Origin of the sequence: Streptomyces sp. NBC_01390 (assembly GCF_045040105.1) — a bacterium.
GTDB lineage: Bacteria > Actinomycetota > Actinomycetes > Streptomycetales > Streptomycetaceae > Streptomyces.
This window is the reverse complement of the sequence record NZ_CP109551.1, coordinates 1,257,292-1,279,297: the sequence shown is the minus strand read 5'-3', so window position 1 is coordinate 1,279,297 and position 22,006 is coordinate 1,257,292. Positions and strand designations below refer to the sequence as shown.

Annotated in this window: 22 protein-coding genes; 8 read left to right on the top strand and 14 right to left on the bottom strand. The window is 70.6% G+C overall.

Translation table 11 applies throughout. The features are described 5' to 3' along the window. Window positions 1–16: 16 nt before the first annotated feature. The 7 genes from OG241_RS05415 to OG241_RS05385 all read right to left on the bottom strand — a co-directional run bounded on the left by OG241_RS05415 (window position 17) and on the right by OG241_RS05385 (window position 7,916). Entirely contained in the window at window positions 17–187 is a 171-nt protein-coding gene (locus tag OG241_RS05415; protein ID WP_006373919.1) for a hypothetical protein, read from the bottom strand. A 13-nt stretch (window positions 188–200) separates the two neighbouring features. Beyond that, window positions 201–2,042: a protein kinase domain-containing protein gene (locus OG241_RS05410; RefSeq protein ID WP_405813984.1), complete on the bottom strand. Its 1,842-nt coding sequence runs from the start codon at window positions 2,040–2,042 to the stop codon at window positions 201–203. Between the two features lie 73 nt (window positions 2,043–2,115). Continuing rightward, complete coding sequence (locus OG241_RS05405; RefSeq protein ID WP_405813983.1) at window positions 2,116–3,528, bottom strand: DUF6777 domain-containing protein; 1,413 nt, start codon at window positions 3,526–3,528, stop codon at window positions 2,116–2,118. A 77-nt stretch (window positions 3,529–3,605) separates the two neighbouring features. Beyond that, on the bottom strand, window positions 3,606–4,556 hold the full coding sequence (locus OG241_RS05400; RefSeq protein ID WP_405813982.1) for a cytochrome c oxidase assembly protein: 951 nt from the start codon (window positions 4,554–4,556) through the stop codon (window positions 3,606–3,608). 117 nt (window positions 4,557–4,673) lie between these two features. Next, a complete protein-coding gene (locus tag OG241_RS05395) occupies window positions 4,674–5,699 on the bottom strand; it encodes a 6-phosphofructokinase (RefSeq protein WP_405813980.1) in 1,026 nt (341 codons plus the stop codon). Window positions 5,700–5,911: 212 nt separating this feature from the next. Then, window positions 5,912–6,640, bottom strand: a complete 729-nt coding sequence (locus OG241_RS05390) for a glutamine amidotransferase (RefSeq protein ID WP_330292596.1) — start codon at window positions 6,638–6,640, stop codon at window positions 5,912–5,914. A gap of 37 nt (window positions 6,641–6,677) precedes the next feature. After that, a complete protein-coding gene (locus tag OG241_RS05385) occupies window positions 6,678–7,916 on the bottom strand; it encodes a MurT ligase domain-containing protein (RefSeq protein ID WP_319098318.1) in 1,239 nt (412 codons plus the stop codon). 147 nt (window positions 7,917–8,063) lie between these two features. Here OG241_RS05385 and def point away from each other — a divergent pair, with 147 nt between their 5' ends. Beyond that, window positions 8,064–8,618 (top strand): peptide deformylase, encoded by a 555-nt coding sequence (gene def, locus OG241_RS05380; protein WP_405813979.1) that lies wholly within the window; start codon window positions 8,064–8,066, stop codon window positions 8,616–8,618. A 56-nt stretch (window positions 8,619–8,674) separates the two neighbouring features. Here the strand turns inward: def and OG241_RS05375 are convergent, their stop codons facing one another. Continuing rightward, window positions 8,675–9,319, bottom strand: a complete 645-nt coding sequence (locus OG241_RS05375; protein WP_405813977.1) for a TetR family transcriptional regulator — start codon at window positions 9,317–9,319, stop codon at window positions 8,675–8,677. Window positions 9,320–9,489: 170 nt separating this feature from the next. Between OG241_RS05375 and OG241_RS05370 the strand changes: the two genes are divergently transcribed. Then, on the top strand, window positions 9,490–10,716 hold the full coding sequence (locus OG241_RS05370) for an acyl-CoA dehydrogenase family protein (protein ID WP_405813976.1): 1,227 nt from the start codon (window positions 9,490–9,492) through the stop codon (window positions 10,714–10,716). Between the two features lie 218 nt (window positions 10,717–10,934). On the opposite strand, the gene OG241_RS05365 is transcribed toward OG241_RS05370, so the two are convergent. The 4 genes from OG241_RS05365 to OG241_RS05350 form a co-directional block, all read right to left on the bottom strand. Continuing rightward, on the bottom strand, window positions 10,935–11,174 hold the full coding sequence (locus OG241_RS05365; protein WP_405813974.1) for a DUF6213 family protein: 240 nt from the start codon (window positions 11,172–11,174) through the stop codon (window positions 10,935–10,937). Window positions 11,175–11,199: 25 nt separating this feature from the next. After that, a complete protein-coding gene (locus OG241_RS05360) occupies window positions 11,200–12,594 on the bottom strand; it encodes an NADP-dependent succinic semialdehyde dehydrogenase (protein WP_405813973.1) in 1,395 nt (464 codons plus the stop codon). Between the two features lie 86 nt (window positions 12,595–12,680). Beyond that, window positions 12,681–13,169 (bottom strand): NUDIX domain-containing protein, encoded by a 489-nt coding sequence (locus OG241_RS05355; protein ID WP_405813972.1) that lies wholly within the window; start codon window positions 13,167–13,169, stop codon window positions 12,681–12,683. Continuing rightward, entirely contained in the window at window positions 13,166–14,704 is a 1,539-nt protein-coding gene (locus OG241_RS05350) for an ATP-dependent DNA ligase (protein ID WP_405813970.1), read from the bottom strand. Before OG241_RS05350 ends, OG241_RS05355 begins: the two co-directional genes overlap by 4 nt. 213 nt (window positions 14,705–14,917) lie before the next feature. On the opposite strand from OG241_RS05350, the gene OG241_RS05345 reads away from it, so the two are divergent. The 6 genes from OG241_RS05345 (at window position 14,918) to OG241_RS05320 (ending at window position 20,280) form a co-directional block, all read left to right on the top strand. Beyond that, window positions 14,918–15,526 carry a helix-turn-helix domain-containing protein gene (locus tag OG241_RS05345; protein WP_405813969.1) on the top strand — a complete coding sequence of 203 codons (609 nt, stop codon included), beginning with the start codon at window positions 14,918–14,920 and terminating at the stop codon, window positions 15,524–15,526. Between the two features lie 117 nt (window positions 15,527–15,643). Further along, on the top strand, window positions 15,644–16,621 hold the full coding sequence (locus OG241_RS05340; RefSeq protein ID WP_405813968.1) for an NADPH:quinone oxidoreductase family protein: 978 nt from the start codon (window positions 15,644–15,646) through the stop codon (window positions 16,619–16,621). Further along, window positions 16,618–17,802, top strand: coding sequence for an acyl-CoA dehydrogenase family protein (locus OG241_RS05335; protein ID WP_405813966.1), 1,185 nt, complete (start codon window positions 16,618–16,620; stop codon window positions 17,800–17,802). The genes OG241_RS05340 and OG241_RS05335 overlap by 4 nt, the downstream gene beginning before the upstream one ends. Then, window positions 17,799–18,881 (top strand): acyl-CoA dehydrogenase family protein, encoded by a 1,083-nt coding sequence (locus tag OG241_RS05330; protein WP_405813965.1) that lies wholly within the window; start codon window positions 17,799–17,801, stop codon window positions 18,879–18,881. The genes OG241_RS05335 and OG241_RS05330 overlap by 4 nt, the downstream gene beginning before the upstream one ends. 184 nt (window positions 18,882–19,065) lie before the next feature. After that, window positions 19,066–19,929: a phosphatidylinositol-specific phospholipase C/glycerophosphodiester phosphodiesterase family protein gene (locus OG241_RS05325; RefSeq protein WP_405813964.1), complete on the top strand. Its 864-nt coding sequence runs from the start codon at window positions 19,066–19,068 to the stop codon at window positions 19,927–19,929. A gap of 156 nt (window positions 19,930–20,085) precedes the next feature. Continuing rightward, window positions 20,086–20,280, top strand: a complete 195-nt coding sequence (locus tag OG241_RS05320; protein ID WP_405813962.1) for a hypothetical protein — start codon at window positions 20,086–20,088, stop codon at window positions 20,278–20,280. 25 nt (window positions 20,281–20,305) lie between these two features. Here the strand turns inward: OG241_RS05320 and OG241_RS05315 are convergent, their stop codons facing one another. Beyond that, window positions 20,306–21,541: a phosphodiester glycosidase family protein gene (locus OG241_RS05315; RefSeq protein WP_405813961.1), complete on the bottom strand. Its 1,236-nt coding sequence runs from the start codon at window positions 21,539–21,541 to the stop codon at window positions 20,306–20,308. Between the two features lie 88 nt (window positions 21,542–21,629). Beyond that, a complete protein-coding gene (locus OG241_RS05310; protein WP_405826059.1) occupies window positions 21,630–21,989 on the bottom strand; it encodes a DUF779 domain-containing protein in 360 nt (119 codons plus the stop codon). Between the last annotated feature and the right edge of the window lie 17 nt (window positions 21,990–22,006).

Here is a 22,006-nt window from a genome sequence, read left to right as displayed (position 1 = left end):
AACGGGTGTACGGACCTCAGGTGGGCCGGGCGACCACCATCCCGAGGGTGATCAGACCCAGCACCACCCAGCCGAACCACAGCCAGCCGTTGCTGCCGAGCGTCACCGTGTAGGCCGTCACCACGACGAGCCCGCCTACGGTGAGCACCCCCATGGTCTTCGTGGAACTGTTCGTGGAACCGGGCATCGCAACACCCTCCTCATGGCTCTTCTCCCTCCATGGTGCCCCCGTTCTGCCTGCGCACGGTGCACACGACGAAATGCGTTCCGGAGTCCCAGGCTCCACGCCCCGTCCAGGACCCGGCCTCGTGGACCGACGGATCGAAGCCGTAGTCGGTCGGTGGCACGTCCTTCGCGCAGGCGGTGTCCGACACGTCGCGCGCCTCCTCGAAGGGGACGGCGGGGTCGAGCCGAGTGAATCCGAGGACCTCCTCGTCGTGCGGCTCGGTACAGGCGACGAGCCGCGCCTCCCGCCCGGACGGAGACCTCAGACAGTCCCGCTTCTGCATGCCGGCCGTGTCGCGAAACGCCTGCCCGGCCTCACGGAACGGACCGAGCGGCCCGTACACCGGCCCGTGCGCACCGAGCAGCAGACAGGCCGTACGCCCCTCGGCGGCCCGGAACCCGCCGTCGGTGGGTACGACGGCATATCCGCGTACGTCGGCCAGCTTCTCCCTGAGATCCCGGGTCCGCTCCTCGCAGCGGGCGGGCCCCTGCGCCCGCGCCTCGGCGGCGGACGCGGAGTCCACGACCGCCACGACCTGCCCGTCGGGCGCCGCGCCCCCGCAGGCCGGGTCCACGGTCAGCCGTGGCGTCCCCTCGAAGCGCACGCCGCCGGGCCAGTCGGCGAACACACAGTCGCCCTCCGCCAGGGGCGCGGCGAGACCGACGGGTCCGCCGTACGGCTTCCGCGCGGTCTGCTCGTCGCCGCCCGTCGGGCCGCCCAGGGCCAACCAGAGGCCGACACCGGCGAGGACGATCCCGAGCAGGGCACCCAGGGCTGCCAGGAAGACGCGGGTGCGGCGAGGAGGTTCCGGCGGGGGCGCGGACGGGGCGGGGGAGACGCCAATGGGTGGGGACGGCGGGGCGTCGTGCGGCCCGTACAACGGCTCCGGCGCGCCCCATGGCGGCAGCGATCCCGGGTCCGTCCTGGTGTGCTCGTACGGGTCGGCCTGGGGCGTGACGATGCGGTCCAGGGCCGCCTCCACCCGGGCTGCCGTGATCCGCCGGTCCGGGTCCTTGTCGAGCATCGCCTCCAGCACGGGCCCCAGCGCGCCCGCCCGCTCCGGTTTCCGGTGCTCCTCCATGACCACGGCGGTGACTTCCGCGAAATGCGTGTCCCGTTCGAACGGCCCGACGCCCTCGACGGCGTGATACAGCGTGCAGCCCAGCGAGAACAGATCGGCGGCGGCGGTCGGCGGTCCGCCGGTGGCCCGCTCGGGCGCCAGATAACCGGCCGTGCCGACCAGGGCGGACGTCAGCGTGTACCGCGTCTCGCCGGCGTCCGGCTGTACCGAGATGCCGTAGTCGGTGAGCAGGATCCGGGAGTACGGCGTCCCGGTGCGGTCCGGCGCCAGCAGGATGTTCGCGGGCTTCACGTCCCGGTGCATGATGCCCTGCTCGTGTCCGGCGGTCAGCGCGTCCAGGACGGCGAGGCCGATGCGGGCGCACTCGTCGGGCGCCAGCGGTCCGCGCATACCGATCAGGTCACGCAGGTCGAGGGCGCCGGCCACGTACTCCATGACGATCCACGGCAGGCCTTCGTGCTCCAGTACGTCGTGCACGGTCACCACGTTCGGGTTGCCGCGCAGCCCGGCCGCGTGCCGGGCCTCGGCGCGGGCCCTGGCGACTCGGGAGGCCCGCTCGTCGGAGGCCTCGACGGGGTCGCGGAACACGATCTCCTTGAGGGCGACCTCGCAGGCGAGTCTCTGGTCGTGGGCGAGCCAGACATGGCCCATGCCGCCGCTGCCGAGTCGGCTGAGCAGGAGGTAACGGCCGGCGATGACCCGGCCCACTCCCGACGTGGGTGGTCCTGATGACATCCGGTGACTCCGCTGTATGGGTGGTTCGTCGGCTGCGGGTCGGTGGGGGTTGATCGCGCAGTTCCCCGCGCCCCTAAAGGGCGCGTCGCGCGCCCGGCGTTCCCTGGGCCGTCGGCGAAGGTGGGCTGCTCGTCTCGGGGGGTGATGTGTCCGGGGGCGCGCTGGTCGTCTCCGACGAGGTGCTGGGTGTGTCGCTCGGGGGAGGCGAAGGTGGCTCCGAGGTGGGTGATTCGCTCGTGGGGCCGCCATCGGGGGAGCTGCTGTTGGGGCCGGACGGTGGAGGATCGGGCGAGGGCGGCTCGGACGCACTCGGCGTGGGCTTGTCACTGGACGAGGGCGGAGACGTCGGGGGAGCGGTCGAAGGAGTCGACGCGTCGGGCCCGTCGGCTGACGGGGTGTCGGACCCCGGAGCCGAGCTCGCCCCGGGACCCGGCGCCGACCCCGACACCGATCCCGACCCGGGCTCCGATCCTGTTCCCGTCCCGGAGGGAGTGGTGCCGTCACTTCCGCCGCTGCCGTCGTCGGGTGACCCGGACTCGATGTGGACGTTCAGCGTGACGTACGAGCCGAACGGGAGCGCGGCTCCCGGCCCCGGGTCGGACCCGGTGACGGTGGCGTCGGACGGGGGCAGCCCGGCGCTGTCGTACGCCGTCGCCAGGCCCAGGTGCGTGAGGTGGCTGCTCGCCGCGCCGAACGTCGTCCCGGCGAGGCGCGGCACCTGATGGCGCTCGCGCGTGTCGAAGACCTTGTCGGCCTCGCCCTTGGTCCCGGTCCGGCGGTAGATGCCCCGCTCCGGTTCGTCCACGTCGATGAGCGCGAACCGGTCGACCTTGGCGGGTGCGGGACGGACGAGCACGACCTCGTCGGCGTCGTAGTCCCGCCACTTCTTGATGCCGTCCTCGAACTCGACGGAAATACGGTTCGTGGCGCCCTTGAACGGCCTCAGCGGATTTCCGCATGAACACTTCACTGCGGGAACTCCCGCTTCATCGACGAGAACCGCGATTCCCGCCTGGAGCAGCGCGTCGAAGGGGACGGCTTTCTCCTTCTTGTAGTCGTGGTTCTTCACGAGGGTGTCGTGACGCAGGAGAACGGGTGTGAGCCGGTCGAGATAGGCGGAAATCCCGCCCTGTGGAATATCGACCACACGTGCCCATTCGCGGGCCTTCCTGTTGTTCCCGGGGTCGGTGAGGAATTGCTTCAGCCGGTCGACGTCACAGACCGTCGGCTTCTTCGTGCCCCCGTACAGCCCGGGCGTGCTGCCCTGCTGCAGGCTGCTGCCGTGCGCGGGCTGCGAACGGACCTGTGCGTCATGACCCAGGCCGCTGTTCTCGTCGAAGAACGGCGCGAGGGAAGGCACCCCGGAGGCCACGGCCTTCACCATCGTCAGTGGTGCCTGTCTGCCGCAACCACTGGCGAACAGAACGCACAACAGTGCGATGGACAACCGCTGGAGCCCGGATTTCCTGAAAGCATGCAGTGTCATACCGCTCCCCCCGGCGGATACGTCACGACCATGCTACTGAATGCGAAAGTGTTTCAGGCAGGAGAATGAAAGTTGATTCAGCGCCCACGTGCGTTCAGTGAGGCCAAATAGGCGTTGTACGCCTCAAGTTCCTTGTCGCCGTCCCGGTCGGCGGCCCGGTCCTGACGCTTGGCCTGCCGCTGTTCGGAGCTGTGCCACTGGAAGAGCAGGGCCAACAGCACCAGTACGGTCGGGATCTCGCTGAACGCCCAGGCGATCCCGCCGGCCGCGTTCTGGTCGGCCAGGGCGTCGATACCGAGCGAGGCGGGCGGATTCCGGTACGAGTCGACCATCGGTGTCGACGCCATCATCAGCGCGATCCCGAAGAACGCGTGGAACGGCATGCCCGCGAACAGCTCCAGCATCCGCATCAGATAGCCGGGCCGGTTCGGGCCGGGGTCGACGCCCATGATCGGCCAGAAGAAGATCAGTCCGACGGCGAGGAAGTGACACATCATCGTGATGTGCCCGGCCTTCGAACTCATCAGGAAGTCGAAGAGCGGGGTGAAGTACAGGACGTAGAGACTGGCGATGAACAGTGGGATGGTGAACGCCGCGTGCGTGACGATCCGCATGAACCGGCTGTGCAGCAGCGCCAGCAGCAGCTCACGCGGCCCCTTCCGCCCCCGTCCGGCGACCGGCAGCGCCCGCAGGGCGAGCGTGATCGGCGCGCCGAGCAGAATGAGGATCGGCGAGACCATGCTGATCACCATGTGCTGCACCATGTGCACGCTGAACATGACCATGCCGTAGTCGTTGAGCCTGGTGCACATGACGAGCATGACGGTCAGCACACCGAGCACGAAGGAGACGGTCCGCCCGACGGACCACTTGTCCCCACGCCGGGTGAGCCGCACGACCCCCCAGGCGTACAGCCCGAGCCCGACAAGACAGGCGACCAGAAAGAACGGATCGGCGGACCACCCGAGCCCCCGCCCCAAGGTGAAGGGCAAAAGCCCCATGTCCGAACTGTGCCCGCTGTGCTCCATCCCCTCAGGGTAGAGCGGCCCCCGGTCACGAAATGACCCGGGGGCCAGGGGAGGGCTTTTAGGGGCGCGGGGAACTGCGCGACCAGCCACGGCGAACCCGCAGCCGAAAAAACAACCTCAGAGCACGCACTCAGCCTCTGCATACCGAGCCTCAGGAACCGTCTTCAACGTCTCCACAGCCTCCGCCAGCGACACCATCACGATGTCCGTCCCCCGAAGCGCCGTCATCCGCCCGAACTCACCCCGGTGCACCGCCTCCACCGCATGCCACCCGAACCGCGTGGCCAGCACGCGGTCGTAGGCCGTGGGCGTCCCACCCCGCTGCACATGCCCGAGGATCACCGGCCGCGCCTCCTTGCCGAGCCGCTCCTCCAGTTCCAGGGAGAGCTGCCGGGCGATCCCGGCGAAGCGCTCGTGGCCGTACACGTCCTTGCCGCCCTCGTCGAACTCCATCGAGCCCTCGCGGGGCTTCGCACCCTCCGCGGCGACGACGATCGCGAACCGCTTGCCCGCCGCGAACCGCTCACCCACGCGCGCGGCCAACTCCTCGATGTCGAAGGGGCGTTCCGGTACGACGATGGCGTGGGCGCCCGCGGCCATGCCGGAGTGCAGAGCGATCCAGCCGGTGTGGCGGCCCATGACCTCGACGATCAGGACGCGCTGGTGGGACTCGGCGGTGGTCTTCAGCCGGTCCAGGGCCTCCGTGGCGACCCCCACGGCCGTGTCGAAGCCGAAGGTGACATCCGTGACCGCGATGTCGTTGTCGATGGTCTTCGGGACGCCGACTATCGGCAGGCCGTTGTCGGACAGCAGCCGGGCCGCCTTGAGCGTGCCCTCGCCGCCGATCGGGATGATCGCGTCGAGCCCGAGCTCCTCGACATGGCCCCTGGCCCGCTCGACGCCGTCCCGCAGATGTTCGGGACGGACCCGGGAGGAGCCGAGGATGGTGCCGCCGCGAGCGAGGATGCCGCTCACCGCGTCAAGGTCGAGCTTGAGGTAGTCGCACTCCAGGAGGCCCTTCCAGCCGTCCCGGAAGCCGATTACCTCGTCACCGTGGTCCACTACAGCGCGGTGCACGACGGACCGGATGACGGCGTTCAGACCGGGGCAGTCGCCGCCGGACGTCAGGACACCAATGCGCATCGCCCGAAATCCTTCTCCACGTGGGCCAGGACCGGACCACGCTGTCCGGCTCGATCCCCGTCACCATACCGGCGGCGGGGACCGTAGCCGTAGCACCCGTCCGGGTGCTGGACACCCGCGCTCACCTGTGCGGATGCCCCGTCAGACGGGCCGGTGGCGCACACGAGGACGGCAGGTGTACAGGCCGGCACGGTCGCGGCGGTGCGCGCAGGTCAGGCGGGCTGCTGCGCAGCCGTGATCCGCTCGTTGCGCAGCGCCTCGTACCAGCGGTCGTCGGTCGGCGGCAGCGCGTTGACGTCGAGGGCCAGCTTCAGCAGCAGGTCCGCGATCAGCGGGTTACGGGCGAGCACGGGCCCGTGCATGTACGTACCGAAGACCGTGTCGTTGTACGCGCCCTCCGTGCCGTCTCCCGTGCCGTTGCCCTTGCCGAGCCGCACCTGCGCGAACGGGCGCGCGGTGGGACCGAGGTGGGTGACACCCTGGTGGTTCTCGAAGCCGGTCAGCGGAGGCAGGCCGAGGCGTGCGTCGATGTCACCGAGTACGTCGCCCACGCACCGCTCGCCCTCGCCGCGCACCGAGACCACGTCGAGGAGTCCGAGGCCGGGCTCACGCTGACCGAGGTCGTTGATGAACTCGTGGCCCAGGATCTGGTACCCGGCGCACACCGAGAACACGATCGCGCCGTTGCCGACGGCCCGGTGCAGTCCGCCGTCACGGCGCAAACGTTCCGCCGCGAGCCGCTGCGGTCGGTCCTCGCCGCCGCCGATCAGATAGATGTCGCCGGAGGTCGGGATCGGCTGGTCGCTGCGTACGTCGAGCCGCGCGACGTCGAGGCCGCGCTGCCGAGCCCGGCGCTCCAGGACGAGTGCGTTGCCCTGGTCGCCGTACGTGCTGAGCAGGTCCGGGTAGATCCACACCAGACGCAGCTGGTTGTCGCTCATGAAGTGATCGTCCTCAGTGGTCGGTTGCCGGCAGTGGTCAGTTGCCGACGCGGCGGCGCAGGTCCTGGAAGGCGGTGTAGTTCGCGATGACCTCGATCCGGCCGGGCGGCGCCATCTGCACGGCCTGGTCGGCGCTCTCGCAGACCTGGAAGTGCTGGTTGGCGACCTCAAGCCGCACCGCGAGGTCGAGCTTGCGGTCGCCGATGACGAAGATCGGGTGACCGGTGAGCTGCGTGTAGTCGACGTCCCACAGCCAGGAGGTGTCGGTGCCGTCGGCGCCCCGCGCGTTCACGGAGAGGATGACCGGGGTCGGCGGCGGGTCGATCAGGGAGAACGTCTCCAGCCAGCCGGCCGGGTTCTTGGCGAGCAGCAGCCGCAGATCGCGCTGCATGAACTGCACGACGTCGTACCGTCCGGCCACGGCCTGCACCTGGTACATCCGCTCCAGGCCGACCTGCGGCGGTACGCCGAACACGGCGGCGACAGCGGCGGAGGCGGCCGCGTTGGACTTGTTGGCCCGCCCCGGCAGCTGGAGACGGATCGGCCAGGCCGACCCGTGCGGATCGAGCACGTGGTCGCCGGACAGCGCCCAACTCGGCGTCGGACGGCGGAAACCGCACTGACCGCAGAACCAGTCGTCGCCGGGGCGCTGCATCACACCACCGCAGGACGGGCAGGACCAGGCGTCGTCCTTCCACATCTGCCCGGCGGCGACCCAGATCACGTTGGGGGAGGAGGAGGCGGCCCACACGATCAGCGGGTCGTCGGCGTTGGCGACGATCACGGCCTTCGAACCGGCGAGCCCCTCACGCCAGTTCTCGGCGAGCATGCGGGTCTCTGCGGCGCGGTCGAGCTGGTCGCGGGAGAGGTTGAGAAGCGCGATGCACTTGGGGTCCGTGTCCCGGGCGACGCCGGCGAGGTACTTCTCGTCGACCTCGATGACCCCGAACTTGGCGTCCGAGCCGCCCGCGAGCGCCGAGGTGATGCCGGCGGGCATGTTGGCGCCGAGCGCGTTCGACACGACCGGTCCGGCGGCGCGCAGGGCCTCCGCGATGAGCCGCGTGGTCGTGGTCTTGCCGTTGGTGGCCGAGACCAGGATGACGTCCAGGTGCTGGGCGAGCCGGGCCAGGAGGTCGGGGTCGAGTTTGAGGGCTACCTTGCCACCGATCACCGACCCGCTGCCGCGCCCTGCCGCACGCGATGCCGCCGCAACGGCCTTGCCGGCCGTCACTGCCAGCTTGGCCCGCGGAGTGAGCGGGTCCGAGTTGCCTGCCATCAGATCTCGATCCTCCTTGCGTACGCGCCGCGCCTGTGCCTCCGGCCACGTGGTGTGGACCTCAGCCTATCGAGATCCGTTCACGAGATCCGCATCGCGGCACCACCACGGCGCCCGCGCGACAAGGGTGACCGTACCCTTGCGGCCATGCGACCAGGCTCCATCCCGGGTACCAGGGGGCGCGTCCGCCCCCTGACACTGCTCGGCGACCCCGTTCTGCACACCCCCTGCGCGGAAGTCACACACTTCGACGCCGAACTAGCCGCGCTCGTCGAGGACATGTTCGCGACAATGTACGCCGCCCAGGGCGTGGGCCTCGCCGCGAACCAGATCGGCAGGCCCCTGAAGGTCTTCGTATACGACTGCCCCGACGACGATGACGTCCGTCACGTGGGCCATGTCGTCAACCCCCGCCTGGTCGAGGCGACCGGCCTGGTCCTCCGTGGACCCGAAGGCTGCCTGTCTCTCCCCGGCCTGGAAGCGGGCACCGAACGCCACGACGAGACGACGGTCGAGGGCTTCACGGCAACGGGCGACCCGGTACGCATCGAGGGCACAGGCTTCTTCGCGAGATGCCTCCAACACGAGCTGGACCACCTGGCAGGCAAGACCTACGCGGACCGAGTAACGGGCTGGCGCCACAAGAGGCTAATGCGACAAGCAACCCGAGCTTCGTGGAATGGGGCGAGGGGAGATACGTAGGGGCGTGGGGAACTGCGCGACCAGCCCCCACCGGGCCCGCAGCCAACACACAACCCTCAGAACCCCGGACCCCCGATCCGGTCCCCGGCGGCAGCCAGTCGCCCCCACAACAAATCAGCCAAACTCCGCACCAACTCCGCCCGGGAGCAGGGCCGTTCCCCCAGCCACCAGTCTCCCGCCGCATGCATCATCCCGACTATCCCGTGCCCCCACACCCGAGCCAACTGCTGGCTGCCGGGCCCGAGATCCAACCGATCCTCGATCACCTGGGCCAACTCCTCGCCCATCAGCCGCAGCAACGGCAGCGAGTGCTTCCTCACATCGAACCCGGGATCGCCGGGTGACACGCCGTCCCCGGGGTGCATCAGGAACCGGTACACCTGGGGCCGCGCCTCGATCGCCGCGAGGTAGGTGTCCAGCGTGGCCTCCACCCGTTCCCGCCGCTCCGCCGGAGCGTCCAGCGCGGCCCGCAGGGAGTCGAGCAGGGCGTCGGTGTGCCGTTTGGCCAGAGCGGCGTACAGTCCGCCCTTGTCACCGAAATGCCGGTAGAGAATGGGTTTGGTGATGCCCGCCTCGGCGGCGATGGCGTTCATCGAGGCGCCGGGGCCGTCGCGGAGCACCACTCGGTCGGCGGCTTCCAGCAGCTCGCGCCTGCGGCGGTCCGCGGACCGCTGCTGATCGGTTTGCTGCGTGGTGTCCATGGTGTCTCCCCACCCGTGCTGATATCGGTGACGCTTGCGCAAAATAACACTCATCGGTCGATGCCCATCGAACGGGCTGCCGACCGGGGTCCGGGAGTTGACTTTTCCTACCGACGAGTAACAGACTCCAGTTACCGTAGGTAACATGCTAGTGCAGCGATGGAGGGGTCATGGCCGAATTCACCATGGAGCTCAACGACGAACAGAAAGAGGTCCGCGACTGGCTCCACGGTTTCGCCGCCGACGTGATCCGTCCTGCCGCCGCCGAGTGGGACGAGCGCGAGGAGACCCCCTGGCCGGTCATCCAGGAGGCGGCGAAGGTCGGCATCTACTCCCTGGACTTCTACGCCCAGCAGTACTTCGACCCCACCGGCCTCGGCATCCCCATGGCCATGGAGGAGCTCTTCTGGGGTGACGCGGGCATAGCCCTCTCCATCGTCGGCACCGGCCTCGCCGCCGTGGGCGTCCTCGCCAACGGCACCGAGGAGCAGATCGGCACCTGGATCCCCCAGATGTACGGTGACGCGGGCGATGTCAAGGTCGCCGCCTTCTGCTCCTCCGAGCCCGATGCCGGCTCCGACGTCGCCTCCATGCGTACCCGCGCCGTGTACGACGAGGCCAAGGACGAGTGGGTCCTCAACGGCACGAAGACCTGGGCGACCAACGGCGGCATCGCCAACGTCCACGTCGTCGTCGCCGTGGTCGACGCCGAGCTGGGCTCCAAGGGCCACGCCTCCTTCATCGTCCCGCCGAACACGCCCGGCCTGTCCCAGGGCCAGAAGTTCAAGAAGCACGGCATCCGCGCCTCGCACACCGCCGAGGTCGTCCTGGAGAACGTCCGCATCCCCGGCTCCTGCCTCCTCGGCGGCAAGCAGAAGCTCGACGAGCGCCTCGCCCGGGCCCGTGAGCGCGCGAAGTCCGGCGGCGAGCGGGTGAAGAACGCGGCGATGGCCACGTTCGAGGCGAGCCGTCCGGCCGTCGCCGCGATGGCTGTGGGTACCGCCCGGGCCGCGTACGAGGTCGCCCTCGACTACGCGAAGACCCGTGAGCAGTTCGGCCGCCCGATCATCGACAACCAGGGGATCGCCTTCCAGCTCGCCGACATGCGTACGTCCATCGACGCGGCGCGGCTGCTGACGTGGCGGGCGTCGTGGATGGCGATCAGCGGGAAGCCGTTCACCGCGGCGGAGGGGTCGATGTCGAAGCTGTTCGCGAGCGAGACGGCGAAGAAGGTTACCGGGCAGGCGATTCAGATACTCGGGGGGAACGGGTACACGCGGGAGTATCCGGTGGAGCGGATGCATCGGGATGCGGCGATTTACACGATCTTCGAGGGTACGAGTGAGATCCAGCGGTTGGTGATCGCGCGGACCCTGGCGGGGATGCCGATTCGGTAGCGCCGTGGGGGTGCGGTGCGCTTCGGGCTGCGGGTGCGTCGTGGCTTGTCGCGCAGTTCCCCGCGCCCCTGCAAATCGCCCCGCATCCAAAACGCCGAAGAGCTACCCCACTCAGGGGCGCGGGGCTGTGACATCTGCGGCTCCGCCGCGGGGCGCGACCAGCCACAGCCGGCCGGTGGACGAAACGAAACCCGTGCCCCCACGACGCATCCCTCACCTCAGCCGGAGGCGCCCCCACTGCTGTGGGCGATGCAGGCCACGTCGATTCGGTCGGCCAGTTTGGCGAGTTCGATGGTGAGGGCGGCCACGGTGTCCTCGTCGAGGTTGTCCTGGCCGGCCTCCACCAGATGCAGCCAGCGGCCGCCGACCGTACGCAGCAGTTTGCTGACGTCGGAGGCGGCAACCTGCAACGTGCCGCGGTCGTCGACGATCAGAGGCAGAGTCACTTCGCGGTTCACAGGGGCGATCGTAGCCGCGGAACGCTCACGCTCCGTGCCATACCGTGGTGATGTTGCAGAACTCGCGGATTCCGTGTCCCGACAGCTCACGCCCGTATCCGGACCGCTTCACCCCGCCGAACGGGAACGCCGGATGGGACGCGGTCATCCCGTTGACGAACACGCCGCCCGCCTCCAGATCCCGTACGAGACGGTCCACCTCGGCCTCGTCGCGGGTCCACACGTTCGAACTGAGCCCGAAAGGCGTGTCGTTGGCGATCGCCAACGCCTCCTCCAGGTCGGCCACGCGGTACAGGGTCGCGACCGGGCCGAACGTCTCCTCCTGGTGAATGCGCATCTCGCTGGTGACGTCGGCGAGGACGGTCGGCGCGTAGTACCAGCCGTCGTCCGACAGATCCTTCGGACGTTCGCCACCGCACATCACCGTCGCGCCGCTCTCCACGGCCTCGTCGACCAGTGCCTCCAGCTCCTCGCGCCCCCGCTCACTCGCGAGCGGCCCGACCTCCGTGTCCTCGGCCAGCGGATCGCCGACCTTCAGCGCCGCCATGGCGGTCGAGAAGCGTTCCGCGAACGCGTCGAAGACATCCGTGTGCACGATGAACCGCTTGGCGGCGATGCACGACTGCCCGTTGTTCTGCACACGCGCAGTCACCGCGACCTGCGCGGCCCGTTCGACATCGGCGGACGGCAGGACGATGAACGGGTCGCTGCCACCCAGCTCCAGCACCGTCTTCTTGACCTCGTCCCCGGCGACGGCCGCCACCGCGCGTCCCGCCGGTTCGCTGCCGGTGAGCGTGGCCGCCCGCACCCGTGGGTCGCGCAGGATGTCCTCGACCGCGTCCGACCCGATCAGCAGCGTCTGGAAGCAGCCCTCGGGGTAGCCGGCCCGGCGGAACAGGTCCTCCAGGTAGAGGGCGGTCTGCGGCACGTTCGACGCGTGCTTGAGCAGGCCCACGTTGCCCGCCATCAGCGCCGGCGCGGCGAAGCGGATCACCTGCCAGAGCGGGAAGTTCCACGGCATCACCGCGAGCACCGGGCCCAGTGGGCGGTAGCGGACCACGGCGCGCGAGCCTCCGGAGTCCTTGATGTCCGTGTCCGCGGGCTTCTCGTCGGCCAGGAGTTCCTCGGCGTGGTCGGCGTACCAGCGCATCGCCTTCGCGCACTTCGCGGCCTCCGCGCGGGCCTGCTTGACCGGCTTGCCCATCTCGAGCGTCATGGTGCGGGCGATGTCGTCCCGGTCCTCGTCCAGCAGACCGGCGGCCCGGCCCAGCAGCCGGGCGCGCTCGGCGAAGCCGGTCGTGCGGTACGTGCGGAAGGCGGCCTCCGCGGCCGCGAGCCGGCGCTCGATCTCCGCGCCGTCCATGGCGTCGTACGTCCGAAGCGTCTCGCCGTTCGCCGGGTTCACCGTCGCGATGGGCATTGCCGTCCTCCAGGTTGAGGGCTGTCCTTCGACCTTCCCGCGCGCCGGAGGGCCCCGCAACGCGTACGGCACCCACCGGCACTCTCTCAATGCCCCGAGTGCTCCGTCAGCCGGTCCAGAAACCCGCCCTGCGCCGTCACGATCACCGCCCGCGCCGCATCGAGGCCGAACCACCGCACCCGGTCCAGCTCGGGAAACTCCCGCTCCTGCCCCGACCCCCTCGGCCACTCCATCCGGAACGTGCCCGGCACCACGGCCGCCGGATCGAGATCCGCCTCGATCGCCCACGCCGTGACGACCTTCCCGCCGGCCTGCCGGACCTCGCCCAGCGGCACGGCCTCGCCCTCGGGCGGCGCCAGCCCCAGCTCCTCCCGGAACTCCCGGCGGGCCGCGTCCCAGGCCGTCTCCCCGTCGCCGTACTCACCCTTGGGGATGGTCCAGGCCCCGGCGTCGCGCCGGGCGAAGAAGGGGCCTCCCATGTGCCCGAGGAGCACCTCCAGCGCCTGACCGGGCGGGGCCTGGCGGCGGAACAGGAGGAGTCCCGCGCTGCGCTTCCCGTTCGCCTTCTCCGTCATCCCGCCACCTCCGGGTGCGCGGCCAGCAGCGTTTGTACGGTGTCCGCTTCGTCCGGGGTCTTGTCCTCGCGGTAGCGGACGACGCGGGCAAAGCGGAGGGTGACACCGGCCGGGTAGCGGGTGGACCGCTGGAGACCGTCGTAGGCGACCTCGACGACCAGTTCGGGGCGTACGGTCACCACCCAGCCGTCGTCCGACACGGCCAGCGCCTGGAGCCGCTCGGTCTGCCAGGTCAGCATCGCGTCGGTCATGCCCTTGAAGGTCTTGCCGAGCATGGCGAAGGACCCGTCGGGGTTACGGGCGGCGAGGTGGAGGTTCGACAGCTTGCCGGTACGGCGTCCGTGACCCCACTCGGCCGCCAGCACCACCAGGTCGAGCGTGTGTACGGGCTTGACCTTCAGCCAGGACGCACCGCGCCGGCCCGCGCTGTAGGGGGCGTCGAGGGCCTTGACCACGACGCCCTCGTGGCCACGCGCCAGGGTGTCGGCGAGGAACGTCTCGGCGGCAGGGAGGTCGGCGGGGCCGCCCGCCAGCAGGCGCCGCACCCGCATCGGCTCGGGGACCAGCCGGGCCAGCTCCGTGTGCCGCTCGGCGAACGGAAGGTCGAGGAGATCGTGGCCGTCGACCGAGAGCGCGTCGAAGAAGACGGGCGAGACGGGTGTCTCCCGGGCTGCCGTCTCCACGTCCACGCGCGAGCCGACCCGGCCGGCGGTGTCCTGGAAGGAACGCGGCCGGCCGGCCGTGTCGAAGGCGATCACCTCGCCGTCCAGGATGAACCGCTCGCCCCTCAACGCCCTTGCGGCGGTGGTCAGTTCGGGCAGCCGGTCGGTGATGTCGTCGAGGGTGCGGGTGTAGAGCCGTACGTCGTCGCCGTCGCGGTGGACCTGGACCCGGATGCCGTCCAGTTTCTCCTCGACGGCACAGGCGCCGAGCTTCTCGACGGCCTCCGCCACCGAGGAGGCGCTGTGCGCGAGCATCGGCAGGACGGGGCGGCCGACGGTGAGCCGGAAGCGGGTGAGGGACGCCGGTCCGTCGGCCAGCAGGGCCTGCGCGACGGGCTGGATCGACCCCGCGAGCATCACCGCGCGCCGTACGTCGGCGGGCGGTGCGGCGGTGGCCGTCGCCAGGCCTTCCACGGCCACCGCGTCCAGGGCGCCCTGCCGTACCTCACCCGTGATCAGCGCGAACAGGAACTTCTGCTCGTCCGGGGTGGCCGCCGCGAGCAACTCGCCGACCAGCCGCCTGCGTTCGGCCTGCGAGCCGGCGCCGCTGACCGTGCCGATCGCGGTGAGGCGGGCGTCGACGTCCCGGACGGTGAGGGAGGGCTCGGCGGCGCCCGGAACCTGCTGGTCCAGCACCTTCCAGCCGATGCCCAGCCGTCCCTGGGGCAGGCGTCCGGCGAGATACGGGATGACGATGGGTACGTCGTCGGCGTCGGCGTCCCGGAACAGTTCGGCGAGCAGGGCGATCTTCCGGGACCGGGCGGAGGTGGCGGCGACCTCCTGGGACACGTGGGCGAGCCGGGTCAGCAGCATGCAGCCATGGTGCAACGGGGGTGGCGGACGCACATCCGGGCGGCGGGGCGGTTTTCTCGCCCCCGCCGCCCCTACCCGTCCCATCCCGTCCTGGGGGCTGCGCCCCCAGACCCCGCTGTCGGCCCTTAAGGGGCCTCGTCCTCAAACGCCGGACGGGCTGAGGGTGCCCTCTGCCGTATTGACAAACCTGTTTGCCGAAAATGCAATAACGGCATGGATGTCACTAACGACGATGCTGCCACCGAGCAGGTCCTCGCCGAGGTGGGGCCCCGGTTGCGGAGGATTCGCAAGGAGCGGGGGGTGACCCTGGCCGGGCTGTCTGCCACTACCGGGATCTCCGTCAGTACGTTGTCCCGGCTGGAGTCGGGACTGCGGCGGCCCAGCCTGGAGCAGTTGCTGCCGATCGCGCGGGCGCATCGCGTGGCGCTCGACGAACTGGTCGGCGCTCCGGCCGTCGACGATCCCCGGGTGCGGACCAAGCCGATCGTCCGGCACGGGCGGACGTATCTCCCGCTCACCCGGCAGCCCGGCGGCCTCCAGGCGTTCAAGGTGATCCTGCCGGTGAGTGGCCAGCAGCCCGAGCCCGGCACGCACGAGGGCTACGAGTGGCTGTACGTCCTGGCGGGGCGGCTTCGGCTCGTGCTTGGCGAGCACGACGTGGTGCTCGGGCCGGGCGAGGCCGCCGAGTTCGACACCCGTGTACCGCACTGGTTCGGGGCGACGGGGGAGGGGCCCGCGGAGTTCCTCAGCCTGTTCGGGCCGCAGGGGGAGCGGATGCACGTACGGGCGCGGCCCGCCCGTGCGAAGGGGGAGCGGTCGTGACGTACGCGACTGCCGCGGACCGGTCCTCGACGGTTCCCTGATCTGCAAGCGACCGCTTAGTATGCGGTCGAGCCCGGTCAGTCGAAGAAGACGAGCACAGTCCCGTGGAGGCCCCCCATGCAGGCATGGCAAGTGCACCAGAACGGCGAGCCGAGCGAGGCGATGGTCCTCGGCGAGGTGGAGCGGCCGGTGCCCGCCGAGGGCCAGGTGCTGCTGAAGGTGCGGGCCGCGACCATCAACTTCCCGGACGTCCTGATGTGCCGCGGGGAGTACCAGGTCAAGCCGCCGCTGCCGTTCACTCCCGGGGTGGAGATCTGCGGCGAGACCGAGGACGGCCGCCGGGTGATCGGTAACCCCGCGCTGCCGTACGGCGGTTTCGCCGAGTATGTCGTGGCGGACTCCCGCGGGCTGTTCACGGCCCCCGAGTCGCTGGACGACGCCCAGGCCGCCGCCCTTCTCATCGGCTACCAGACGGGCTGGTTCGGACTGCACCGGCGGGCCGCCCTGGAGGCCGGCGAGACGCTGCTCGTGCACGCCGCCGCGGGCGGGGTCGGCAGCGCCGCCGTACAGCTCGGGAAGGCCGCCGGAGCCACCGTCATCGGCGTTGTGGGCGGGGCCGAGAAGGTCGCCGTGGCACGGGAGTTGGGCTGCGACGTCGTCATCGACCGGCGCACGGAGAACGTCGTCGGAGCGGTGAAGGAAGCCACCGGCGGGCGCGGTGTCGACGTGGTCTACGACCCCGTCGGCGGGGAGGCCTACACCCAGTCCACGAAGGTCGTCGCCTTCGAGGGGCGGATCGTGGTCGTCGGCTTCGCGAGCGGAGCGATCCCCAGCCCCGGGCTCAACCACGCCCTTGTGAAGAACTACTCGATCCTGGGCCTGCACTGGGGTCTGTACAACACCAAGAACCCGAAACTGGTCCAGCACTGCCACGAGCAGCTCACCGAGCTGGCCGCCCGGGGCGCGATCAAGCCGTTGGTGAGCGAGCGGGTGCCGCTGAGCGGGGCCGCGGCGGCCGTGCAACGTGTCGCCGACGGTGTCACCACCGGCCGGGTCGCGGTGCTGCCCGCGCTTGCGAACGGAGCCGCCGAATGACCGTCGACGCCACTGAACTCACCCGGCTCACACGGGAGTTGCTGGCCGCCCATCCGCCGGCCGACACCGAACGGCTCGACTTCCTCAAGGCCCGCTTCGACGCCGGGCTCGCCTGGGTGCACTACCCGGAAGGGCTGGGCGGTCTCGGCGCGCCGCGTGCCCTCCAGGCCGTCGTGGACGCCGAGTTGGAGGCCGCTGGGGCTCCCGACAACGACCCCCGGCGTATCGGCATCGGTCTGGGCATGGCCGCGCCGACCATCCTCGGCTTCGGTACGGAGGAGCAGAAGCGGAAGTTCCTCCGGCCGCTGTGGATCGGCGAGGAGGTCTGGTGCCAGCTCTTCAGTGAGCCGGGTGCGGGGTCCGACCTCGCCGCGCTGGGCACGCGGGCCGTCCGGTCGGGGGACCAGTGGATCGTCAACGGGCAGAAGGTGTGGACGTCCAGCGCCCATCTCGCCCGCTGGGCCATCCTCATCACGCGCACCGACCCTGACCTGCCCAAGCACAAGGGCATCACCTACTTCCTCTGCGACATGACCGACCCCGGTGTCGAGGTCCGGCCGCTGCGGCAGGTCACCGGCGAGGCCGAGTTCAACGAGGTGTTCCTGACCGACGTCCGGATCCCGGACGCCCATCGCCTCGGCGAGGTCGGCGACGGCTGGCGGGTCGCGCAGACCACGCTGAACAACGAGCGCGTGGCCATCGGCGGTATGCGCATCCCGCGCGAGGGCGGCATGATCGGTCCCGTCGCCCAGACGTGGCGCGAACGACCCGGACTGCGCACCCACGATCTGCACCAGCGGCTGCTGAAGCTGTGGGTGGAGGCCGAGGTCGCCCGGCTCACGGGCGAGCGGACACGCCAGCAGCTCGTCGCCGGACAGCCCGGCCCGGAGGGCTCCGGCCTGAAACTCTCCTTCGCCCGCCTCAACCAGGAGATCAGCGGCCTTGAGGTCGAACTCCTCGGCGAGGAAGGCCTGTTGTACGAGGACTGGACGATGCGCCGGCCCGAGCTGGTGGACTTCGTCGGCCGTGACGCCGGCTACCGCTACCTCCGCTCCAAGGGCAACAGCATCGAGGGCGGGACCAGCGAGGTCCTGCTGAACATCGTCGCCGAACGGGTCCTGGGCCTGCCCAGCGAACCGCGCACCGACAAGGACGTCGCCTGGAAGGACCTCGCCCGATGAGCACGCAGCCCGACCTTTTGTACTCGGAGGAGGAGGACGCCCTCCGCGCGGCCGTCCGTGACCTGCTGACCGACCACTGCGACGCGGCGGACGTGATCGCGCGCGTCGAGTCGGACACCCCGCACGACATCCCGCTCTGGAAGGCCCTCACCGAGGGAATGGGCCTCGCCGGCCTGCTCGTCCCCGAGGAACTGGACGGTCAGGGCGCCACGCACCGGGAAGTCGCCGTCGTCCTGGAGGAGTTGGGACGTGCGGTCGCGCCCGTCCCGTATCTGACCAGCGCCGTCGTCGCCACCGAGGCGCTGCTGGAGTGCGGGACCGACGACCTGCTGTCCCAGCTGGCGTCCGGGACGACGATCGGCGCCCTCGCGGTCTCGCTGAGCGTTCCCGTAGGGAGTGCCTACAGCGTCGTACGGTTCGAGGACGGCGGCCTGCACGGGCAGTTGACCGGTGTCGCGGACGCGTCCGTCGCCGACGTGCTGCTGGTGCCCGCCGACGACGGCGGCCTGTACGCGGTGGACGCCTCCGCCGCCACCGTCACACCACAGGTGTCCCTCGACCTGACCCGACCGGTGGCGACGGTCGTCCTGGACGGGGCGCCGGGCCGCCTTCTCGGCGACGCCGAACCCGCCGTACGCCGCGCCCTGCGGGCCGGCGCCGGACTGCTCGCCTCCGAGCAACTCGGCCTCGCGGAATGGACGTTGACCGAGACGGTCCGCTATCTCAAGGAACGCAAGCAGTTCAACCGTCCGGTCGGCGGCTTCCAGGCGCTCAAGCACCGGCTCGCCCAACTGTGGCTGGAGGTCGTCAACCTGCGCGCCGCCGCCCGCAACGCGGCCGACGCCCTGGCGAACGGCGACGACGCCGATGTGGCGGTCGCCGTCGCCCAGGCCTACGCGGCCCCCGTCGCCGTCCACGCGGCCGAGGAGGCGCTCCAGCTGCACGGCGGGATCGGTATGACCTGGGAGCACCCGGTCCACCTGTACCTGAAGCGGGCCAAGGCCGACTCCATCGCGTACGGCACGGCGGGCGCCCACCGGGAGGCGCTGGCCGAACTGGTCGATCTGCGCGCACCCTGACGTACACCTGAGGAAAGCACCGGGAAAGCCCGCCCCAACCGGGGCGGGCTTTCCCGTGTCCGTACGGCCGCCCAGGTGAACGAACAACGGTGCTCCGGCCAACTCCCCGCGCTACGCCGCTCCTTGCCGCCTCCGGCTCGCATACTCGGTGAGTCCACCACCGGCCCCACCCGGGAGGCAGCGCATGGCCCTCACCACCCGTCGACGAGCCCTCACCGCCTTCGGCGCCGCCCTCGCGGGCACGGTCGCCCTGCCGGCCGCGAGCGCCCTCGCGGGCGAACCGACCTACGGTCCAAGGCCGTTGTGGCGCGCCCACGCCCACAACGACTACGAACACCCCCGCCCCCTCCTCGACGCCCTCGACCACCGCTTCGGCAGCGTCGAGGCCGACATCTACCTCGTCGGCGACCAGCTTCTCGTCGCCCACGACCCCGCTGACCTCGACCCGGCCCGCACCCTCGAATCCCTCTACCTCGACACCCTCGCCGCCCGAGTGAAGACCAACCACGGTTCCGTGTACCGGGGTTACCGTCGACCGCTCCAGCTCCTCATCGACATCAAGACCGAGGGCGCGTCGACCTATCTGGAACTCGACCGCCATCTCCGCCGGTACCGGCAGCTGTTCACCACCTACGCCCACGGCCGTGTCCACCCCGGCCCGGTCACCGCCGTGGTCTCCGGCGACCGCGCCGCCCGCGCGCCCATGGAGGCGCAGAGCGTTCGGCGGGCCTTCTACGACGGGCGCCTCGCCGACCTCGGCACCTCGGCGCCCGCCTCCTTCGTGCCGCTGATCTCCGACAACTGGACGCTCAACTTCACCTGGCTGGGTGTCGGCACGTTCCCGGCCGCCGAGCGCGCCCGGCTGAACGGCATCGTGTCGGCGGCCCACGCCCGTGGGCAGCAGGTGCGCTTCTGGGCCACTCCCGACGCGGCCGGCCCCGCCCGGGACGCGCTGTGGGGCGAGCTCCGCGCCGCCGGGGTCGACTACCTCAACACGGACGATCTGGCCGGGCTGGAGGCGTTCCTCGACGCCACGAAGACGTCGTAGGCGTCCCGCGATCGTTCCCCAGCCGTTCCCCAGTCGTCCCGGCAGTCACGAGAGACCACACGTTCGGCCGTCATGTCAGCCGCACGGACGAACCCTCCACTACGCCACACTTGCGGCCGAAAGCCGCGAAGTGGGCGTGGCGGAGGAGGTTCGACGATGGCCATTTCCATCTCTGTGGTGGTGCTGCTCCTGATCCTGGCGGTGGTCTTCCTGCGCAACGGCGCGCTGAAGCCCAGCCATGCCGTGGTCTGTGTGCTGCTCGGCTTCTATCTGGCCAGCACGAGCGTGGCGCCGACCATCCACAGCGGGCTCACGGCGACGGCGGACATCGTGAGCAGCCTCAAGCCCTGACGGCCGCGTTCAGGGTCTCAGGGCATCAGGACGTCATGAAGACTCCGATGGCGTTCGGGACGGGCCGCTCGGCGTCGCCGGTCGGATGGTTGCGCACGGTGACCCGGCCGGCGCCCGGTGCTCTGGCGACGAGGGTCGTGGAGCCGCCGCCGTCCAGGTTGAAGGCGTCGACCGAACCCAACTTCCGCATGGTGGCCGCCACTTCGGCGACCGTCAGCCCGCTGCGGTACTGAGGCGCACCGTCCACCGCGAGCAGCAGTAGCTTGCGCCCTCCGTTCGCGATGCCCGCGGCGGTGCGTACAGCGGCGGTGTTGTTGTCGAGGCCGGCCAGCGCCCGGCCGTCCTTCAGCACCGGGTAGCCGCCGAGGGCGAAGCGGTACGGGATGCGGCTCGTGGCCGCCACGAGACGGCTTCTGACCGTGACCGACTCGCCGACGGACAGCTTCCGCAGCTGCCGCGCGCCCGCCTCCCGGCCCACCAGGACCGTGGTGTTGGCGGCGATGGTGCCACCGCCGGGAGAGTTCGCCGTCCGTACGACCCGGCCACGCCGCACCGTCACCTCGTACGTGTCCGTACTGCACGGCGCGGCCCGCTCCGTGTCCGTGCCGCACACCGCCCGGGCCCGGGAGACACCGCCCCAGGCCTGGGTGAACGCGCCGATGGAACCCACCGGCAGCGCGTACTGGTTGAGCCCGCCGAGCGTGAACCGTCCCACGGGCGTGCCGACGCTGCCCGACAGGGCGAGGTTGTCCAGCCGGGCCCTTCTGTCGGTGCCCACGCCGAGGACGGCTCTGGTGGTGACGCCGGGCGGCATCGAGGGACCGAAGCGCTGACCGTTCGGCACCGACGCCTTCAGCACCACACCGCTCGCGATCGCGGGGCCCACGGACGCGCCCGTGGCCGCGACCCCGGGATGCTGGACCTCGCTGATATTGAAGAAGTCGCCGTTGACGCCCGCCACGGCACCCTTGGCGTCGGCCATCCTGGAGACGGCGGCCCGCGCCGCCACCGCCCCCGCGTACAGCAGGTTGACCCGCACCCGTGCGTTGCCGAGGTCGACGCTCAGCAGATGGGCGTGGGTCACCCCCTTGGCCGCCACGATGTCGAACTGGGCGTAGCGCACGCCCGGCGCGACCTGGTTGGCTCTCGGCGCGCCACTGGCCGGTGCCGCCCCTGTCAGGGTCGCGCCGACCAGCACTCCGATCACCGCGACTGCCGATACCGGTGTTCTGCCCGTTCTGAACCGTCCGCTGCCACGCATTCAGACCCCCCTGAAGTCCCGTCAACTGTGGCAGGGCGCAAGGGGAGTGCGAAAGGTGACGATGAGCCGCGCGGCGGCGTGCGAGAGGCTAGGTGTTGACCAGTCGGGAGCGGATCAGGAAGCGAACGCCTTCGGGTGCCTCCAGGGAGAAACCGCTGCCCCGGCCGGGTACGACGTCCACGATCAGCCGAGTGTGGTCCCACACCTCGTACTGGCTGCGCGACATCCAGAACGTCACCGGTTCGGGGACACCTTCGACCGCCAGTTCGGCGAGCAGTACGTCGGAGCCGCCGGTCCGGAACTCGCCCGCCGGGAAACACATGGGGGCGCTGCCGTCGCAGCAGCCGCCGGACTGGTGGAACATCAGCGGGCCGTGCGTTCCGTGCAGCCGCCGCAGCAGTTCGGCGGCGGCCGGGGTCAGTTCGACGCGCGGGTCCTTCTTGGGCATGTCCACGGCCTCAGTGA

Excerpts from the sequence above, each read along its gene's own strand:
- OG241_RS05415 (WP_006373919.1), bottom strand. The coding sequence starts at position 187 with ATGCCCGGTTCCACGAACAGTTCCACGAAGACCATGGGGGTGCTCACC.
- OG241_RS05410 (WP_405813984.1), bottom strand. The coding sequence starts at position 2,042 with ATGTCATCAGGACCACCCACGTCGGGAGTGGGCCGGGTCATCGCCGGC.
- OG241_RS05405 (WP_405813983.1), bottom strand. The coding sequence starts at position 3,528 with ATGACACTGCATGCTTTCAGGAAATCCGGGCTCCAGCGGTTGTCCATC.
- OG241_RS05400 (WP_405813982.1), bottom strand. The coding sequence starts at position 4,556 with ATGGAGCACAGCGGGCACAGTTCGGACATGGGGCTTTTGCCCTTCACC.
- OG241_RS05395 (WP_405813980.1), bottom strand. The coding sequence starts at position 5,699 with ATGCGCATTGGTGTCCTGACGTCCGGCGGCGACTGCCCCGGTCTGAAC.
- OG241_RS05390 (WP_330292596.1), bottom strand. The coding sequence starts at position 6,640 with ATGAGCGACAACCAGCTGCGTCTGGTGTGGATCTACCCGGACCTGCTC.
- OG241_RS05385 (WP_319098318.1), bottom strand. The coding sequence starts at position 7,916 with ATGGCAGGCAACTCGGACCCGCTCACTCCGCGGGCCAAGCTGGCAGTG.
- def (WP_405813979.1), top strand. The coding sequence starts at position 8,064 with ATGCGACCAGGCTCCATCCCGGGTACCAGGGGGCGCGTCCGCCCCCTG.
- OG241_RS05375 (WP_405813977.1), bottom strand. The coding sequence starts at position 9,319 with ATGGACACCACGCAGCAAACCGATCAGCAGCGGTCCGCGGACCGCCGC.
- OG241_RS05370 (WP_405813976.1), top strand. The coding sequence starts at position 9,490 with ATGGCCGAATTCACCATGGAGCTCAACGACGAACAGAAAGAGGTCCGC.
- OG241_RS05360 (WP_405813973.1), bottom strand. The coding sequence starts at position 12,594 with ATGCCCATCGCGACGGTGAACCCGGCGAACGGCGAGACGCTTCGGACG.
- OG241_RS05355 (WP_405813972.1), bottom strand. The coding sequence starts at position 13,169 with ATGACGGAGAAGGCGAACGGGAAGCGCAGCGCGGGACTCCTCCTGTTC.
- OG241_RS05350 (WP_405813970.1), bottom strand. The coding sequence starts at position 14,704 with ATGCTGCTGACCCGGCTCGCCCACGTGTCCCAGGAGGTCGCCGCCACC.
- OG241_RS05345 (WP_405813969.1), top strand. The coding sequence starts at position 14,918 with ATGGATGTCACTAACGACGATGCTGCCACCGAGCAGGTCCTCGCCGAG.
- OG241_RS05340 (WP_405813968.1), top strand. The coding sequence starts at position 15,644 with ATGCAGGCATGGCAAGTGCACCAGAACGGCGAGCCGAGCGAGGCGATG.
- OG241_RS05335 (WP_405813966.1), top strand. The coding sequence starts at position 16,618 with ATGACCGTCGACGCCACTGAACTCACCCGGCTCACACGGGAGTTGCTG.
- OG241_RS05330 (WP_405813965.1), top strand. The coding sequence starts at position 17,799 with ATGAGCACGCAGCCCGACCTTTTGTACTCGGAGGAGGAGGACGCCCTC.
- OG241_RS05325 (WP_405813964.1), top strand. The coding sequence starts at position 19,066 with ATGGCCCTCACCACCCGTCGACGAGCCCTCACCGCCTTCGGCGCCGCC.
- OG241_RS05320 (WP_405813962.1), top strand. The coding sequence starts at position 20,086 with ATGGCCATTTCCATCTCTGTGGTGGTGCTGCTCCTGATCCTGGCGGTG.
- OG241_RS05315 (WP_405813961.1), bottom strand. The coding sequence starts at position 21,541 with ATGCGTGGCAGCGGACGGTTCAGAACGGGCAGAACACCGGTATCGGCA.
- OG241_RS05310 (WP_405826059.1), bottom strand. The coding sequence starts at position 21,989 with ATGCCCAAGAAGGACCCGCGCGTCGAACTGACCCCGGCCGCCGCCGAA.